Genomic DNA, 14,761 nt, shown 5'->3' with positions numbered 1-14,761 from the left:
TTTTATTGATTGTCGATGGCTTTTTCTATTTCAGGAATGATGACATCCCAGTCAACGTCTCCGCTTCTTTCCACGGCCATAAAGTTCATCACGTGATAAATTCCTTCAACACCATTAACTTTTAACAAAGATGCGGCTGGTTCAATTGCATTGTCTGCATCACTTTTTTTATAATTATAACTAGTCCCTGCCGGTAGCTCAGTATCAAAAACAATCCTCATTGAGTTTGGATTTGGCGTTCGTTCAATTGATGTAATTTTCATGTATAAACTCCTCCTACATATTTTCCTGTAATTCTTGCAAATAAGACCAACGTTCAAATAATCTTTCATACTCTGCTGTTTTCTCTTCTAATTGAATGGTCAGTTCTCTTAGTTTATCGTAATCTGAGCCTGCTGACTCCATTTCTGTTTCAATTTCTTCGATTTTCATTTCAATGGTCTCAATTTCTTGTTCAATGGTGTCCCACTCTTTCCTTTCCATATAGGACATTCTTTTCTTTGAGACTGTTTTCTCAACTTTTTTAGGTTCAACTTCCGGTTGCTTTTCTGGCGTTTCTTCAGCTTGATATAGCGTTTCTAAGTAATCTGTATAAACCCCATCTTGTATGTCAACTTTCCCTGTTCCATCTAACACCCAAAGTTTAGAAGATGTTCGGTCTAAAAAGAATCGATCATGAGAAATCGTTAGCACGACGCCTGGAAATGTTTCAATAAAATCTTCCAAAATAGACAATGTGTCTATGTCTAAATCATTTGTTGGCTCATCTAATAAAAGAACATTTGGCTGTTCCATTAACAACTTCAATAAATACAATCGTTTTCTTTCGCCGCCGGATAATTTTTCAATGAGTGTGCCGTGAACACGAGAAGGGAATAAAAATCTCTCCAGCATTTGTGAAGCCGAAATGCGTTGCCCACTAGCATCTTCAATATCGTTTGACGTTTCACGAATATATTCTATCATCCTTTTATGGTCATCCATTTTGGGAATATGCTGATGAAAATGAGCGATTTTTACCGTTGACCCTTTTTCCAATTCTCCGGCATCTGGAGTAATTTCTCCGGAAAACAAATTGAGCAATGTCGTCTTACCTACTCCATTTGGTCCAACAATAGCAATACGGTCTCCTGATTGGAGTAAACATGAAAATTTATCGATGACTTTTTTATCGCCAAATGACTTAGAGAGATTTGTTGCTTCAATCACTTTTCTGCCAAGTCTTGTCGTCTTCAAGTTCGCATCCATTTCTTCATTGACATTGTCTTTTTTCACTTGTTCTTTTAGTTCTTCGAATCGTCCAATTCTTGCTTTTTGTTTCGTCGATCTTGCCCGTGCGCCGCGCTTTATCCATTTTAATTCGGCACGGAAACGATTTTGTAACTTACTCTCTGTCGCTGCTTGCATTTCTTCACGCAATGCTTTTGATTCAATAAAATCACCATAGTTGCCGGTATGGGTATATAATTGTTGGTCCGCCAATTCATAAATATGCGTAGAAACAGCATCCAAAAAGTAACGGTCATGCGTAACAAAAATAACCGCCGCTTGTTCGTTCATTAAGTAATCTTGGAGCCAAGTGATAGATTCAACGTCTAAATGGTTTGTCGGTTCATCTAACAATAATAAATCAGATGGTTCAATCAGTACTTTTGCAAGTGCTACTCTTTTTTGTTGTCCGCCTGATAACTCACCCATTTTTTTATCGAATGTCGTAATCCCAAGACGCGTTAAAATGGTTCTCGCTTGTGAGTTTAAGTCCCATCCTCCGTTTGTATCCATTTCATTTTGAACGATTTCAAATTGCTTTTGGATTTCTTCATTAGCCGGGTCTTCCGTTAGTGCTTGTACCGCATATTCATAAGCTAAGTTCATCTGAATTAAAGGAGCATCGCTTTTAAACACCGTCTCTAACACAGTTAGTTTAGGGTCAACTTCAGGCTCTTGCGGCAAATAAACGATGCGGTAATCATTCGGGTGGTCCATCGTGATTGAATCTGCATCATCAAGTCCCGCTAGTATCGACAGTAAGGTAGATTTACCTGTACCATTGATACCAATTAGCCCTACTTTCTCTCCGCTTGTTATCGTAAAATCAATTTCTTTAAATAATGTTTTCGCCCCGATGGTATGGGACAATTTTTCAACGATCAATTGACTCATTGATTCACTTCCATTTCTAAAACATACGTACATCTATTATAACCGAATTAAGTGCGTATTTGAATGACTTCGCTCATTTCATGTAGATGATAGGTTATTAAATCAATTTCTAAATCTTAATTCAATCTCCCCTACTTTAAAGGATAGGAGTAATCCCAAGTGTCATTGCGTAATTATATGTGAATGGTACAATTTAACTAAATCAACCATTCAAAAGTGATGAAGGCAATCGATATCCTTAATCTTATAATGCAGTTGAAATTACGATAAGATGTCACGAGGTCTATGAAAATCTCAGCGAACTTCTTGAGTAAATAATACAGACCTTCATTATTAAAATGAGGTGCAAATATGACAAAAATTATTGAAGTAAATGGCTTAACAAAATCCTTTGGGAACGTGCAAGCTGTTAAAAATATTAGCTTTCACGTTGAAGAAGGTACGCTATTTTCATTTTTAGGAACGAATGGAGCCGGGAAATCAACGACAATTTCTATTTTATTAACCTTGTTAAAGCATGATAAAGGCGAGGTAAAGGTGAAAGGATTTACGGTCGGCAAAGAGGACGCACGGATACGCCAAGAAATTGGGGTCGTCTTTCAAGAAAGCTTACTAGACCCATTGTTAACCGTCAAAGAAAACTTGGAAATTCGTGGCGCATTATATAGCATGTCAAAAAAGGAATTGAAAGAAGCGATTCAAAGAGTGACAACTTTAACTAGGCTACAATCATTTCTTGACAGACCATATGGTAAATTATCTGGAGGTGAACGTCGACGTACTGATATTGCACGTGCACTCCTGCACACGCCTTCTATTTTAATTTTGGATGAACCAACGACGGGACTAGATGCAGAAAGCAGGAGCAGTTTATGGAATACTGTTTTACAACTTCAAAAAGAAACGAAAATGACCGTTTTTCTAACGACACATTATATTGAGGAGGCAGCCAATTCCGATTATGTCGTTGTAATGAATCAAAGTGAAATTATCGTAAAGGGTACACCCGAACAATTAAAAAATAACTATTCGACAGATTCACTTTTTATTACACCGATTGATTCAGTGAATTTTAAAGAGATTCTTGACCAGAATAGCACTCAATTTATAGAAGAAAAGACTCTTTTTATCATTCCATTAAATGATACATTGTGTGCTATACCTTTATTAATAAAATATAAAGAACACATTGCTTCATTTGAAGTGAAAAAGTCTAGCTTAGACGATGTTTTTCTAAAGATAACTAAGGAAAAAGGTGAATGATGGTGGTAGCATTTACAAAGCGTAATATTTTATTATATTTTAGAGATAAGACGTCTGTTTTCTTTTCGATGCTTGCCGTTATCATACTCATTGGGTTGTACGTCTTTTTTTTAGGTGATGTGACATCTAAGGGACTGCCTGATTTCCCTTCAAAAAAATCATTATTGCATTCGTGGTTTCTTGCAGGTGTTTTAGCCATTACTTCGATGACTACGACGTTAGGTGCTTTCGGTATTTTAGTTGAAGATCGAGCAAATAAACGATATATGGATTTTTATGCTTCGCCAATTTCAAGAGCTAAGCTAGTTGGTGGCTATATTATAAGCGCTTTATTTGTTGGTTTTGTCATGTGTTTATCGACATTAATTGTAGCGTATGTCTTTTTTAATTTAAAAGGTGAATCCCAAATCGCACTGTCGCACTTGCCCTACTTAATTGGCGTTATATTATTATCGGTTCTGTCAAGTAGTGCCATCGTACTTTTTATCGTCTCTTTTTTTAAAACATCCAATGCTTTTGCAGCGGCAAGTACAGTGCTCGGAACACTTCTAGGTTTTTTAGCAGGTATTTACATTCCGATAGGTACGTTGCCAGATTATTTACAAACGATCGTGAAATTATTTCCTGTTTCACATTCAGCATCCCTATTCCGCCAAATTTTGATGGAGTCTGCTATGCTTGATGCTTTCGCACAAGCCCCCATTGACATGAAAGAATCTTTTCAATTAGGTATGGGCGTTCATTATCGGGTGGACGGTGTACTAATCCAAAGCCGATGGAGCGTGTATTATTTAATTGGCACGACGATTGTGTTTTCTTGTCTTTCATTAATCCTCATGCGCAAAAAAGTGTAGCCTAGCATCATGACTAGACTACACTTTTGTTCATTATTCAGTTTTCCCTATATGATCATACGCACTTAAAGCTGCCGTTGCGCCTGAACCCATCGAAATAATAATTTGTTTATAAGCACTATCTGTACAGTCCCCTGCACCAAATACGCCCGGTACATTTGTTGCACCGAATTTGTCTACGATGATTTCACCAAATTTATTACGCTCGACTGCATTCTCTAACCAGTTTGTATTTGGCACAAGACCGATTTGAACGAAGACACCTGATAATTCGATATGGTGTTCTTCATTTGTATCACGGTCAATGTATGTAATCCCGTTTACGCTATCCGTCCCAGTAATTTCTTTCGTTTGCGCATTTTTAATTACAGTTACGTTTGGAAGTTTGTTTAGACGATCTTGTAAAACAGAATCTGCTTTTAGTTCTGACGCGAACTCTAGTACAGTTACGTGATTAACAATTCCCGCGAGGTCGATAGCCGCTTCGATACCGGAGTTACCGCCGCCAATGACAGCAATATCTTTTCCTTCAAATAACGGTCCATCACAGTGTGGACAGTACGCGACACCTTTGTTTCTAAATTCAGCTTCTCCAGGCACCCCGACGTTACGCCAGCTTGCACCCGTTGAGAGGATAACAGATTTACTCTTTAGCACTGCACCGTTTTCGAGTTCGATTTCAAACATATCTTTCTTCTCTAATCCGGTCGCTGTTTGTAAATTCATCACATCAATCTTATAATCTTTAACATGTTCTTCAAGGCTCGCTGCAAGCTTTGGACCTTCCGTACGATTTACACTAATAAAATTCTCAATCGTTGCAGTATCTAAAATTTGGCCACCAAAACGATCTGCTACAATGCCTGTACGAACGCCTTTACGCGCTGCATAAATTGCGGCACTCGCACCCGCAGGACCGCCCCCAACAACGAGAACGTCGAATGGTTCTTTATTTTCAAACTCGGATGCGTCGGGTCCACTGCCCAATTTGGCGAGAATTTCTTCGATTGACTGGCGCCCGCTTGAGAATGACTCACCATTTAAGAATACCGTTGGAACGGCCATCACATTTTTGCTTTCTACTTCTTCTTTAAACACCGCACCATCAATCATCGTATGCGTGATATTCGGATTTAACACGCTCATTACGTTTAACGCTTGGACAACTTCCGGACAGTTTTGACAGCTCAAGCTAATATATGATTCAAAATGGTATTCACCTTCAAGATTTTTCACTTGCTCAATGACTTTTTCATCGACTCTTGGTGCACGACCACTTACTTGTAATAAAGCAAGAACTAATGATGTAAATTCATGGCCTAGTGGAATACCAGCAAATGTAACACCAGTTTCTTCACCTACACGATTGACGCTAAAGCTTGGTGTTCTTTCTAATTCTGCTTTTTCCACTTTAATATGAGAGGACATAGAAGCCAATTCATCCACTAATGCAATCATTTCATTCGAAACCTTATCTGTTCCAGCGCTTAGCTTTAAGAGTACGTCGCCTTCCATCATTTCAAGGTATTGGGCCAATTGCGCTTTAATATCTTTATCTAACAAGTTCATCAAACTCCTTAACATAATCTTCATTAAACATATTTCGATTGTTTGCGACAATCTTTTTGCTTGCGTCGCAAATGAACAATGCACCAAATTTTGAAATGAATTTAAGACTCTTCAAATCTCACAATAGTCGCTATTATACCCTTTCAAAATTTGGGACATTCATCGAAGGCTATAAAAAAAGTGGGGTATCCCCCACTTTTCAATTTAGATTTTTCCTACTAGGTCTAGGCTAGGCTTAAGTGTTTCTGCGCCTTCTTCCCATTTAGCTGGGCAAACCTCACCTGGATTGTTACGCACGTATTGTGCGGCTTTGATTTTACCTACAAGTGTGCTTGCGTCACGGCCGATTCCATCAGCGTTAATTTCTGCAGCTTGTACAACACCATCTGGGTCGATAATGAATGTACCACGTTGTGCAAGGCCTGTCTCTTCGTCTAGTACGTCGAAGTTACGTGAGATTCTTTGTGATGGGTCACCAATCATGATATATTCGATTTTGCTAATTGCATCTGAATGATCATGCCATGCTTTATGTGTAAAGTGAGTATCTGTTGAAACAGAATAAACTTCTACATCAAGCTCTTTTAGTGTTGCGTATTGGTTTTGAAGGTCTTCAAGTTCAGTTGGGCAAACGAACGTAAAGTCTGCTGGGTAGAAGCAAACAACGCTCCACTTTCCTTTGAAGTTCTCATCTGTAACGTCGATAAATTCTCCGTTACCCGCGTTATAAGCTGAAGCTTTAAATTCTTCTACTGTTTTACCGATTTGTGACATAAATAAATTCCTCCTAAGTGATTTTTACTATAGTTAGTTTAAGCAAGCGAATGAACGCCTATACAAACAATAATAATTATTAAGTAACTACTATTGTTTAACTATAATAATTCTAATTACAAACTTATTGTCATATACAATTCGCTAATTGTCAACAATAACACTTTTGAATTTTATTTTCGCTGACAATTTTAGATATGATAGCAAGTTTTAATACTAAACACTACAACGATACGTTCTACTTCATTGTAATGGAAAGAATTTGTATTCTCAATTAACATGCACTATTCCCAATCAAATTAGCGAACATTTTTAGCCTGCTTTTCATTACTTAGTTTCCCTTTCTTATTATATGTATAAAAAATGAACAATCTTTTATTCGTTGAATAAGATAAAAAAGAGTACGCATAATGACAAAGGAGAAGATATTTTTGACAAATCATTGGCATGGGTATAATCCACATTGGCAAGCACAAAGGCAACCGAATGAGTATAGCCGATATAGTCGCATTTCAATTGAAGATGCAATGGCCATTGCACTTGAACAAATTCCTGGTGAAGTCGTAAAAATTGAATTGGACACTAAAAACGGAATGCTTATCTATGAGGTCGACATCATTAATAGACAAGGGATTAAATATGAAGTTGAAATCGATGCGCAAACAGGAAGAATTATTAAAATGAAACGAGACTAAAAAGGTCGGCTTTCTTACTGGTCTATGGTAAGAGGGCTGACAATTTTTATATAGAGATATCCCCCTCCCCTTCCTCCATTTTGATGTTCACGATATTTTTCTTGTGCAGTGCACGCCAATTCCTTTTTTTCATTTGCTCACTTAACTAGCGAAATCCCTGGACAAGCTAACTTGTCGTCATGTGAATAAAATCACTGTAATTCATTTTCTTCTATTTCTTCAAGATAAGTTACCCTTTCTCATCAATAATGATAATAATTGACATATAATCTGAAATCATTCTCCTGATCAAACGAGAATTCATCCGACATTATTAATATATTGCAAAAATTATTATTAACTAAATATGAACAAGAATCTTCATAGTACAACATCTTTAATATACAAAAGTTATTTTTGACAATTAAAAAGGTTTAGTTGTATTATAAAACAATCATAAGGAGGGTATTAAAAGTGTCAAAATTAACAAAGCAAGAAATCGTGGACAGTGTTCCACAAAAAGGTTTCTTCGGACATCCTAAAGGATTGTTCACATTATTCTTTACGGAATTCTGGGAACGTTTCTCCTATTACGGAATGCGTGCAATCCTTGTCTTTTATATGTATTACGAAGTCACTAAAGGCGGACTAGGTCTTAGTCAACCATTAGCGCTTTCTATTATGTCTATTTACGGGTCACTCGTTTATATGTCTGGTATCATTGGCGGTTGGCTAGCGGACCGCATTTTTGGTACTTCTAAAGCTGTATTCTATGGCGGTATACTGATTATGCTTGGACATATTGCTTTAGCAATTCCCGGCAGTCTTACGCTGTTCTTTGTTTCAATGATATTAATCGTCCTTGGTACTGGTTTATTAAAACCTAACGTTTCTAGCTTAGTTGGCGATATTTATGCCGAAAAAGATAACCGTCGAGATTCAGGTTTCAGCATCTTTTACATGGGGATTAATATGGGTGGTTTCTTAGCTCCCCTAATCGTTGGAGAAGTTGGAATGAAACATAACTTCCATCTTGGATTTGGGATTGCAGCGGTTGGTATGTTTTTAGGACTTGTATTATTTGTCGTAACAAAGAAAAAGAATCTTGGGTTAGCGGGCGTACAACCTGCAAATCCATTGAAGCCAGAAGAAAAGAAAAAAGTTTATACTCGCCTTGGAATCGGAACATTACTACTTATCGTTTTAGTGAGTGTGCTAATTCCACTTGGATGGTTAACTTTCGAATCATTTATTTTAATTGTCGGAATTCTAGGGTTCTTAATTCCAACAGCTTATTTTATCGTGATGTATAGAAGTCCTGACACAAAGGACGAAGAACGTTCACGAATTATTGCCTACATACCGCTATTTTTAGCAGCCGTAATGTTCTGGGCAATTGCAGAACAAGGATCAACGATTTTAGCGCTTTACGCAGATACAAGAACGAATCTTAACATTTTTGGGATTCGAATCTCGCCTGCTTTTTTCCAATCATTTAACCCATTATTTATTATTATGTTAGCGCCCGTCTTTGCGTGGCTTTGGGTGAAGCTTGGCAACCGTCAACCATCGATTCCACGTAAATTCTCGCTTGGTTTATTGTTTGCAGGTTTATCGTTTATTGTCATTTTAGTGCCGGGATATTTCGGCGGTACAAATGCACTTGTAAATCCACTATGGCTCGTTCTAAGCATATTCATCTTAGTATTAGGTGAATTATGTCTGTCACCTGTTGGCTTATCTGCAACAACAAAACTTGCACCCGAAGCATTTTCTGCGCAAACGATGAGTTTATGGTTTTTATCTAACGCCGCAGCGCAAGCATTGAATGCCCAGATTGTTAAATTGTATTCTGTAGAGACGGAAATGCTTTATTTTGGAATAATTGGCGGGGCTGCGATAGTTTTAAGTATTGTTTTGTTCGCCGTATCACCCATTATTTCTCGCTTTATGAAAGGTGTTCATTAACTCATATTTTAAAGAGTACATATTGCTTACGCATAAACACGTAAGCGAATATGTACTCTTTTTTATTTACATCAACTAATCAATAATAAAAGTTCCCTATGGATGCTAATGAAGCACTTATAATATAAAAATGCATTTCAAAATAAGTTCGTTTCTTCTTTCTACCAATTAAGGTATGATTATAAGGGGTGATAAAAATGAATACGAAGCAATACTTGAAAAGGATTAACGCACCGCTTGAGAAACCATCCCTTACCAGTTTGGCTAAACTACAAAAAATGCATCTGCAGCAAGTGCCGTTCGAAAATTTAGATGTCATCCGGAAAGTGCCTATCTATTTAAACTTAGAAACGATTTATAAGAAAGTTGTTGAAATGAATCGCGGCGGCTATTGCTATGAATTAAATGGGCTCTTTCATTCTTTATTAACAGATCTTGGGTATACTGCTCATTTAATAAGTGCTACAGTGCTAAGACCAAATGGTGAATGGGCAAAGGCAGACACCCACGCGACAATCCTAGTCTATTTGGATGAACCATATCTAGTCGACGTCGGATTCGGTGCTGCAACACCTAGAAGACCTGTTCCATTAAACGGTATAATGAAAACCGATATTGGCGAAACTTACAGGATAGCCCAACAAACTGAACGTACGTATGATTTGATTCGTGAAATAGACGGCGTGCGTCGAACGTTGTATCGATTTAGCAGCGATACAAAAGAGTTGGTTGATTTTCATGAAGGCTGCGTTTTTAACCAAGTTTCAAAAGACTCAACATTTACCCATACTGATATTGTTGCGTTAGCTACTGAAACAGGTCGGATTACCCTTCAAGATCACACATTGACTAAAGTAATAAATGGCGTAACAGAAAAAACTGAGCTTTCTCCTGAGGAAAAAGAATTTGCGCTGAACAACATTTTTTCACTTAGTTTGAAATATGTGTAAATGTGGTACAAAATAAAGAGAAGTAAAATGGAGGTGAGCGCTAAATGAACTTTTTACTCTATGCAAGTGCTGCAATTGCTGCGCTAGCGTTAGTCATTATTGCAATCTTTGTCATCATTACTTATAAGAGCGCTAAAAAAACAATGGATGATGTCAAACAAACAGTAAGTAGAGTGGAAACGAAAGTAACCAACATTACGGAAAAAGCAAACGGATTACTCGAAAAAACAAATCATATTGCTGAAGATGCTGAGCAAAAACTACAAGCATTCGAGCAACTATCCAAAAGCGCTAAAGATTTAGAACAGACAACTCGTCACTTAGATGTTTCATTCCAGGATATTGCACAAAAAGTTGCAAATCCACCTGAAAAAGAACGGAAAATAATGGAACAAGCAAGTGTTGTGACCGAGACCATTGCTCGAATCTATTACGGATTTAAAAAAGAATACGCAAAAAGACAATCAGCAAGCGTAAAGTCAGACAAAAAAATACCTGAATCCCCAAAGAAGCTAGAGTATCACGAATAAATTTTGATGATGATTTAAGTAACCGAAGAATCAAGTGTTATAGCAGCTTATAAAAATCTTTATCTGTTGACTTACACATGGAGGTGTACATATGGACTGGCTCGGAATTGGTGTTCTTATTATTGGTATCGCCCTACTTATACTTGTACTTGTACTCATAAAACCCCTTTTGAAATTAGCGACATTATTAGATAGCGCACGACAAACCACTGACCGTCTTCCAAAAACGTTAGACGACGGGGCCGCTCAAGCGCATGATATATTTCAACAAGTAAACAAAACATTAGAAAATGTGAATCGTCAAATGAATACGGTGCACCCACTTTTTCAAGTCATTGGAGATGCCGGTGAAGCTTCCCGACAAGTTTCTTTACAATGGTTGAATAAGACAGCGGAATTGAAAGAAAACGCGACCGAAGCACAAACCGTTTCAAATCGAAAAAAATATGAAGGACTTTACAGTGTTCTCTCGTTTGTTTTTTACCTATCACAAAAAAGTGGTGAGCTGAAAAAAGTTAGCAAACAATTAAAACGTTGAAGCTACCTATAGTTAGCCATAAAAAAGAAGGATGGAATTTCAAAATTTCCACCCTTCTTTTTATTATGCAGAAAGTTTTTATCGGTACGGGCCCGTCCTCTTTAAACAGATTTACTCCTTACCTTTTCACCGTCTCATAGGAAATTCTTTTATGATTCGTACCTTTTCCAACCATCGTTTTGTTTCGTTTCTTTACGCTTACGGAATAAATACAAACCAAGTGCTGTAGAACCGTATAGACCACCTAGTTTTTTCTTTTGTTCGTTTGGATCGCCCTTATCTAATTTACTTTTCGATGACTTTGATACATCGACCAACGTAGAAGATAAACGGCGTGTCGATTCACCTACGTCACCAACGACATGAAATAGCGGCGTTAATGTGCCTAGCTTTTCGTTAACATCTGATAGTGTATTATTACTATTGCTTAATAATTTCCCTGTTTCATCAAACATATTGTCCAATTGTTTTGGCAGTTGTTCAACAGTCTTATCAACACCACCTAAGATTGAAGCGATATTGTTTAAAATACGTGCAAAGAAAATGGCTAGTATTAAAATAGCGATACCGATTAACAATACGCCAATTCCTGTTAAATCCATAGTAATCCCTCTTTTCATTTCTGTGGCTTTGTCTCAAGCCCAACCTTTTTTCCACGATGCCAAGCTTTAAATAATATCGATGCATATTCTCCCCATTGGATAGATCGTATAAAAGGTTTCGTTCCTAGTAGTTCTTTGTCTTGTTTATAATTTTTCGTTCGGCTTTTCAGCTCTTCACTCATTATTGAAGTAGCTATTCCTACATCTTGCACTGAAGTAAAAACACCTGTTGTAGCTTGTAACTTTTCTTCTACGTCAGTAGCTGTGCGTTCAATGCCTAAAATAAGCTGTTCGGCTTCCAAAACTGTACAATCTAATTGGCGTTCCACTTCATCTATTGTTTGTCCAACTGACTTTAGAAGCCCTGCAACGCGAAGAAGTAATATGGCAATATAAATACAGACAAGTGCAAAACCGATTGTCACGATAAACGTCGCAATTGAAATAAACGGCATTCAATCATCCCTCCTCCTCTCTATCATATACCACATTCTTCAACTTTAATAAACATTTCGATTACAAATTATGTATTTTGTCTTTTGGTGACTCACCATTAAAATATATTTCGCATAAACTTTTAGTAAATGTCTAATCACACTAAATTTTTCAGCTTTCGGCTAGGGTTTTCTGCTAGAATAACGGTAAGATTCTATTACAGTTGAAACGAGGAATAGGTATGTTTTTTTGGCTGCTTACTATACTTATAGTCAGTTATTTAATCGGTTGTTTACACGGCTCTATCGTTGCTCAGAAGCTTTCTGGGGTGAATTTAAAGGATACAGGCGTTAAAAATGCGGGTGCGTCTAATGCCACGATTGTGTTAGGCAAAAAATATGGGGCGCTTGTCGCGGCCGTTGATATCGGAAAAGGTGCATTAGCAATTATCCTGTTGCGTCATACATTAAACTGGATAACAATTTCTCCGGAATTTCTTGCCATTTTTCTATTTAGTGCAGGAGCGGCAGTTATTTTAGGACATGTTTTTCCATTCTACATGAAATTTAATGGCGGCAAAGGGACTGCCACGATTATTGGTGTTCTGCTGGCGCTTCATTGGGAATTCGGGTTGATTGCACTCGCCATATTTATCATCGCTACTTTGGTAACCGATTTTATCGTTATCGGTGTGTTCACACTTTACTTTTCGCTCATTGCGATTGCCATTTGGAAGTTTCCTAGCTTATGGTCGGTGGTTATTTCTGTCATTCTACTCATCATCGCGCTTTACAAACATATGGAAAATTTCAAGCGAATGAAAGTTGGGGAAGAAAAGCGCGTTTCTGCTGTTTTTGGTAAATCCAAATGAGACCGAGTCCATTCACTCGGTCTTTTTAAAATAGGACACGCTCATATGCTGAAAAGGCTTTTTCTAGTAAATAACCAAGCTGAAACAGGGCATCTTCATTGCCAATTCTACTTATGCACTGTAAAGCAATCGGCATTCCATATTGATCTTTTCCAAGTGGAACTGTTAATGACGGAAGTCCCCAAACATTCGCATAGGCCACATACGGTATATATTTCTCAAACGTTTTACGGATTGAAAAAATTTCTTTATAAACTACCCCATGTTTCGGTGCTGCCGTATGATAAACAGGGAAAAGTAAAATTCGTTTATCTAAATAATCATCCAATATCGCGTCCCCTTCTTCCACTATCTTTTCAATCTCTTTTATTCGACTGTTTGTTGGCTTAAATAGTGCAGCCCCGATAAGTGCCCATAGTAAATAACGATGATTCTTCGCCGTCCCACTGACAATTTCTTTTACATACTGCCCGACAGGTTTTGTTTTTTTATTAGCGAAAGCTTCTGAGTAGGCCATTTCCCCTCCATTGATGGACATAATTTCTTGCCACAGTTCTGCGCTTTCATGTAAATATGGAGGTGATACACGCTCTACCAAAAGGTTTTCCCTTAACTTTTCATAAACTGAACCAATAAGTACCGAAGTCTCAACTGATAATGGATATTCTGTCGATGGTAAAACACTGACCGTAAAATTAGCTAATTCTTTCTTCACAGTTTTTTGTTTTGCGATAATATTATAGATTAATTCAACATCCCGTACAGATTTTGTCATCGGTCCAATTCCGAGCATCCGGCTTTGTAATGGATGCTCCTCACAAGGGAAACTCCCCTCCGACGATATTTGTCCTCTACCAGACTTAAAGCCAATAATTCCATTAAAATGACTTGGAATTCGAATGGAACCCCCGATATCTGACCCTAATCCAGCTGCCGCCGCGCCTATGGCAATCGTGGCCGCCTCTCCCCCACTAGAACCTCCAGCAGTTCTTGTTAAATCTCTCGGATTATTTGTCCTTCCAAATAATTTATTATCCGTTTCTTGGCAAAAGCAAAGCTCTGGGGTATTCGTTTTACCAAGTATAATTGCTCCCTCTTCCTTTAATTTACGAACGACGTCAGCGTCTCTTTTTTGAACCATCCCTTTTCGGTGTATAAGTGCTCCAGTCGTTTGCATCCCTTTCACGTCAAACGATTCTTTCATGCTTATCGGCACACCAAATAATTGACCAGTTGCTTCTCCTTTAGCAAGTTGATAATCAGCTTTTTGTGCTTCTTCCAATGCCTCATTAAATCGATTTTCTACGACACTATTAATGGTTGGATTCATTTTTTCGATATGTTCAATATAAGTTTTCGTAGCTTCCACCGATGTGATTTGCTTATTTTTAATCATTTGGCATAATTTTATAGCATCAGCATCCAATACAGCTGATTGCGCCACTTTGAATTTATTAGGATTCTTCGCAAACATTCCCATCACCTGTTCTTTCTATTAAGAGATAACCTATATTCATAAAGTATAGTTGAACCCCCTTATCAACGTCCAGACAAGTTTGAATTCTTCGTT

General features: G+C 37.6%; 15 protein-coding genes. 8 read left to right on the top strand and 7 right to left on the bottom strand.

The genetic code is table 11. From position 1 onward, the window contains the following. Nucleotides 1–2 precede the first annotated feature (2 nt). On the bottom strand, nucleotides 3–263 hold the full coding sequence (locus BI350_RS09135; RefSeq protein WP_075527816.1) for a NifU N-terminal domain-containing protein: 261 nt from the start codon (nucleotides 261–263) through the stop codon (nucleotides 3–5). 13 nt (nucleotides 264–276) lie between these two features. Continuing rightward, nucleotides 277–2,163 (bottom strand): ABC-F family ATP-binding cassette domain-containing protein, encoded by a 1,887-nt coding sequence (locus BI350_RS09130; protein ID WP_075527815.1) that lies wholly within the window; start codon nucleotides 2,161–2,163, stop codon nucleotides 277–279. 351 nt (nucleotides 2,164–2,514) lie between these two features. Here BI350_RS09130 and BI350_RS09125 point away from each other — a divergent pair, with 351 nt between their 5' ends. After that, nucleotides 2,515–3,426 (top strand): ABC transporter ATP-binding protein, encoded by a 912-nt coding sequence (locus BI350_RS09125; RefSeq protein ID WP_075527814.1) that lies wholly within the window; start codon nucleotides 2,515–2,517, stop codon nucleotides 3,424–3,426. After that, a complete protein-coding gene (locus tag BI350_RS09120; protein ID WP_245698240.1) occupies nucleotides 3,423–4,280 on the top strand; it encodes an ABC transporter permease in 858 nt (285 codons plus the stop codon). Before BI350_RS09125 ends, BI350_RS09120 begins: the two co-directional genes overlap by 4 nt. Nucleotides 4,281–4,313: 33 nt before the next feature. Here the strand turns inward: BI350_RS09120 and ahpF are convergent, their stop codons facing one another. Continuing rightward, nucleotides 4,314–5,798 carry an alkyl hydroperoxide reductase subunit F gene (ahpF, locus tag BI350_RS09115; protein WP_245698333.1) on the bottom strand — a complete coding sequence of 495 codons (1,485 nt, stop codon included), beginning with the start codon at nucleotides 5,796–5,798 and terminating at the stop codon, nucleotides 4,314–4,316. A 255-nt stretch (nucleotides 5,799–6,053) separates the two neighbouring features. Next, nucleotides 6,054–6,623 (bottom strand): alkyl hydroperoxide reductase subunit C, encoded by a 570-nt coding sequence (ahpC, locus tag BI350_RS09110; protein WP_075527812.1) that lies wholly within the window; start codon nucleotides 6,621–6,623, stop codon nucleotides 6,054–6,056. Between the two features lie 431 nt (nucleotides 6,624–7,054). Between ahpC and BI350_RS09105 the strand changes: the two genes are divergently transcribed. The 5 genes from BI350_RS09105 to BI350_RS09085 all read left to right on the top strand — a co-directional run bounded on the left by BI350_RS09105 (nucleotide 7,055) and on the right by BI350_RS09085 (nucleotide 11,283). Further along, complete coding sequence (locus tag BI350_RS09105) at nucleotides 7,055–7,318, top strand: PepSY domain-containing protein (protein WP_211117154.1); 264 nt, start codon at nucleotides 7,055–7,057, stop codon at nucleotides 7,316–7,318. A 453-nt stretch (nucleotides 7,319–7,771) separates the two neighbouring features. Next, nucleotides 7,772–9,265: a peptide MFS transporter gene (locus tag BI350_RS09100; protein WP_075527811.1), complete on the top strand. Its 1,494-nt coding sequence runs from the start codon at nucleotides 7,772–7,774 to the stop codon at nucleotides 9,263–9,265. A 197-nt stretch (nucleotides 9,266–9,462) separates the two neighbouring features. Next, nucleotides 9,463–10,215, top strand: coding sequence for an arylamine N-acetyltransferase family protein (locus BI350_RS09095; protein ID WP_075527810.1), 753 nt, complete (start codon nucleotides 9,463–9,465; stop codon nucleotides 10,213–10,215). A 44-nt stretch (nucleotides 10,216–10,259) separates the two neighbouring features. Next, nucleotides 10,260–10,745, top strand: a complete 486-nt coding sequence (locus BI350_RS09090) for a DUF948 domain-containing protein (protein WP_075527809.1) — start codon at nucleotides 10,260–10,262, stop codon at nucleotides 10,743–10,745. 91 nt (nucleotides 10,746–10,836) lie between these two features. Next, a complete protein-coding gene (locus BI350_RS09085) occupies nucleotides 10,837–11,283 on the top strand; it encodes a DUF948 domain-containing protein (RefSeq protein WP_075527808.1) in 447 nt (148 codons plus the stop codon). A 149-nt stretch (nucleotides 11,284–11,432) separates the two neighbouring features. Here BI350_RS09085 and BI350_RS09080 read toward each other — a convergent pair whose 3' ends face one another. Beyond that, nucleotides 11,433–11,885, bottom strand: coding sequence for a DUF948 domain-containing protein (locus BI350_RS09080; RefSeq protein WP_075527807.1), 453 nt, complete (start codon nucleotides 11,883–11,885; stop codon nucleotides 11,433–11,435). A gap of 14 nt (nucleotides 11,886–11,899) precedes the next feature. After that, entirely contained in the window at nucleotides 11,900–12,340 is a 441-nt protein-coding gene (locus BI350_RS09075; RefSeq protein WP_075527806.1) for a DUF948 domain-containing protein, read from the bottom strand. Nucleotides 12,341–12,561: 221 nt separating this feature from the next. On the opposite strand from BI350_RS09075, the gene BI350_RS09070 reads away from it, so the two are divergent. Further along, on the top strand, nucleotides 12,562–13,191 hold the full coding sequence (locus BI350_RS09070; RefSeq protein WP_075527805.1) for a glycerol-3-phosphate acyltransferase: 630 nt from the start codon (nucleotides 12,562–12,564) through the stop codon (nucleotides 13,189–13,191). A gap of 25 nt (nucleotides 13,192–13,216) precedes the next feature. Here BI350_RS09070 and BI350_RS09065 read toward each other — a convergent pair whose 3' ends face one another. Beyond that, complete coding sequence (locus tag BI350_RS09065) at nucleotides 13,217–14,665, bottom strand: amidase (protein ID WP_075529320.1); 1,449 nt, start codon at nucleotides 14,663–14,665, stop codon at nucleotides 13,217–13,219. Nucleotides 14,666–14,761 lie beyond the last annotated feature (96 nt).

Origin of the sequence: Sporosarcina ureilytica (assembly GCF_001753205.1) — a bacterium.
GTDB classification, from domain to species: Bacteria; Bacillota; Bacilli; order Bacillales_A; family Planococcaceae; genus Sporosarcina; species Sporosarcina ureilytica.
The sequence above is the reverse complement of the archived record's forward strand: the minus strand, read 5'-3'. Positions and strand labels throughout refer to the sequence as shown.

Excerpts from the sequence above, each read along its gene's own strand:
- BI350_RS09135 (WP_075527816.1), bottom strand. The coding sequence starts at position 263 with ATGAAAATTACATCAATTGAACGAACGCCAAATCCAAACTCAATGAGG.
- BI350_RS09130 (WP_075527815.1), bottom strand. The coding sequence starts at position 2,163 with ATGAGTCAATTGATCGTTGAAAAATTGTCCCATACCATCGGGGCGAAA.
- BI350_RS09125 (WP_075527814.1), top strand. The coding sequence starts at position 2,515 with ATGACAAAAATTATTGAAGTAAATGGCTTAACAAAATCCTTTGGGAAC.
- BI350_RS09120 (WP_245698240.1), top strand. The coding sequence starts at position 3,423 with ATGATGGTGGTAGCATTTACAAAGCGTAATATTTTATTATATTTTAGA.
- ahpF (WP_245698333.1), bottom strand. The coding sequence starts at position 5,798 with ATGATGGAAGGCGACGTACTCTTAAAGCTAAGCGCTGGAACAGATAAG.
- ahpC (WP_075527812.1), bottom strand. The coding sequence starts at position 6,623 with ATGTCACAAATCGGTAAAACAGTAGAAGAATTTAAAGCTTCAGCTTAT.
- BI350_RS09095 (WP_075527810.1), top strand. The coding sequence starts at position 9,463 with ATGAATACGAAGCAATACTTGAAAAGGATTAACGCACCGCTTGAGAAA.
- BI350_RS09090 (WP_075527809.1), top strand. The coding sequence starts at position 10,260 with ATGAACTTTTTACTCTATGCAAGTGCTGCAATTGCTGCGCTAGCGTTA.
- BI350_RS09085 (WP_075527808.1), top strand. The coding sequence starts at position 10,837 with ATGGACTGGCTCGGAATTGGTGTTCTTATTATTGGTATCGCCCTACTT.
- BI350_RS09080 (WP_075527807.1), bottom strand. The coding sequence starts at position 11,885 with ATGGATTTAACAGGAATTGGCGTATTGTTAATCGGTATCGCTATTTTA.
- BI350_RS09075 (WP_075527806.1), bottom strand. The coding sequence starts at position 12,340 with ATGCCGTTTATTTCAATTGCGACGTTTATCGTGACAATCGGTTTTGCA.
- BI350_RS09070 (WP_075527805.1), top strand. The coding sequence starts at position 12,562 with ATGTTTTTTTGGCTGCTTACTATACTTATAGTCAGTTATTTAATCGGT.
- BI350_RS09065 (WP_075529320.1), bottom strand. The coding sequence starts at position 14,665 with ATGTTTGCGAAGAATCCTAATAAATTCAAAGTGGCGCAATCAGCTGTA.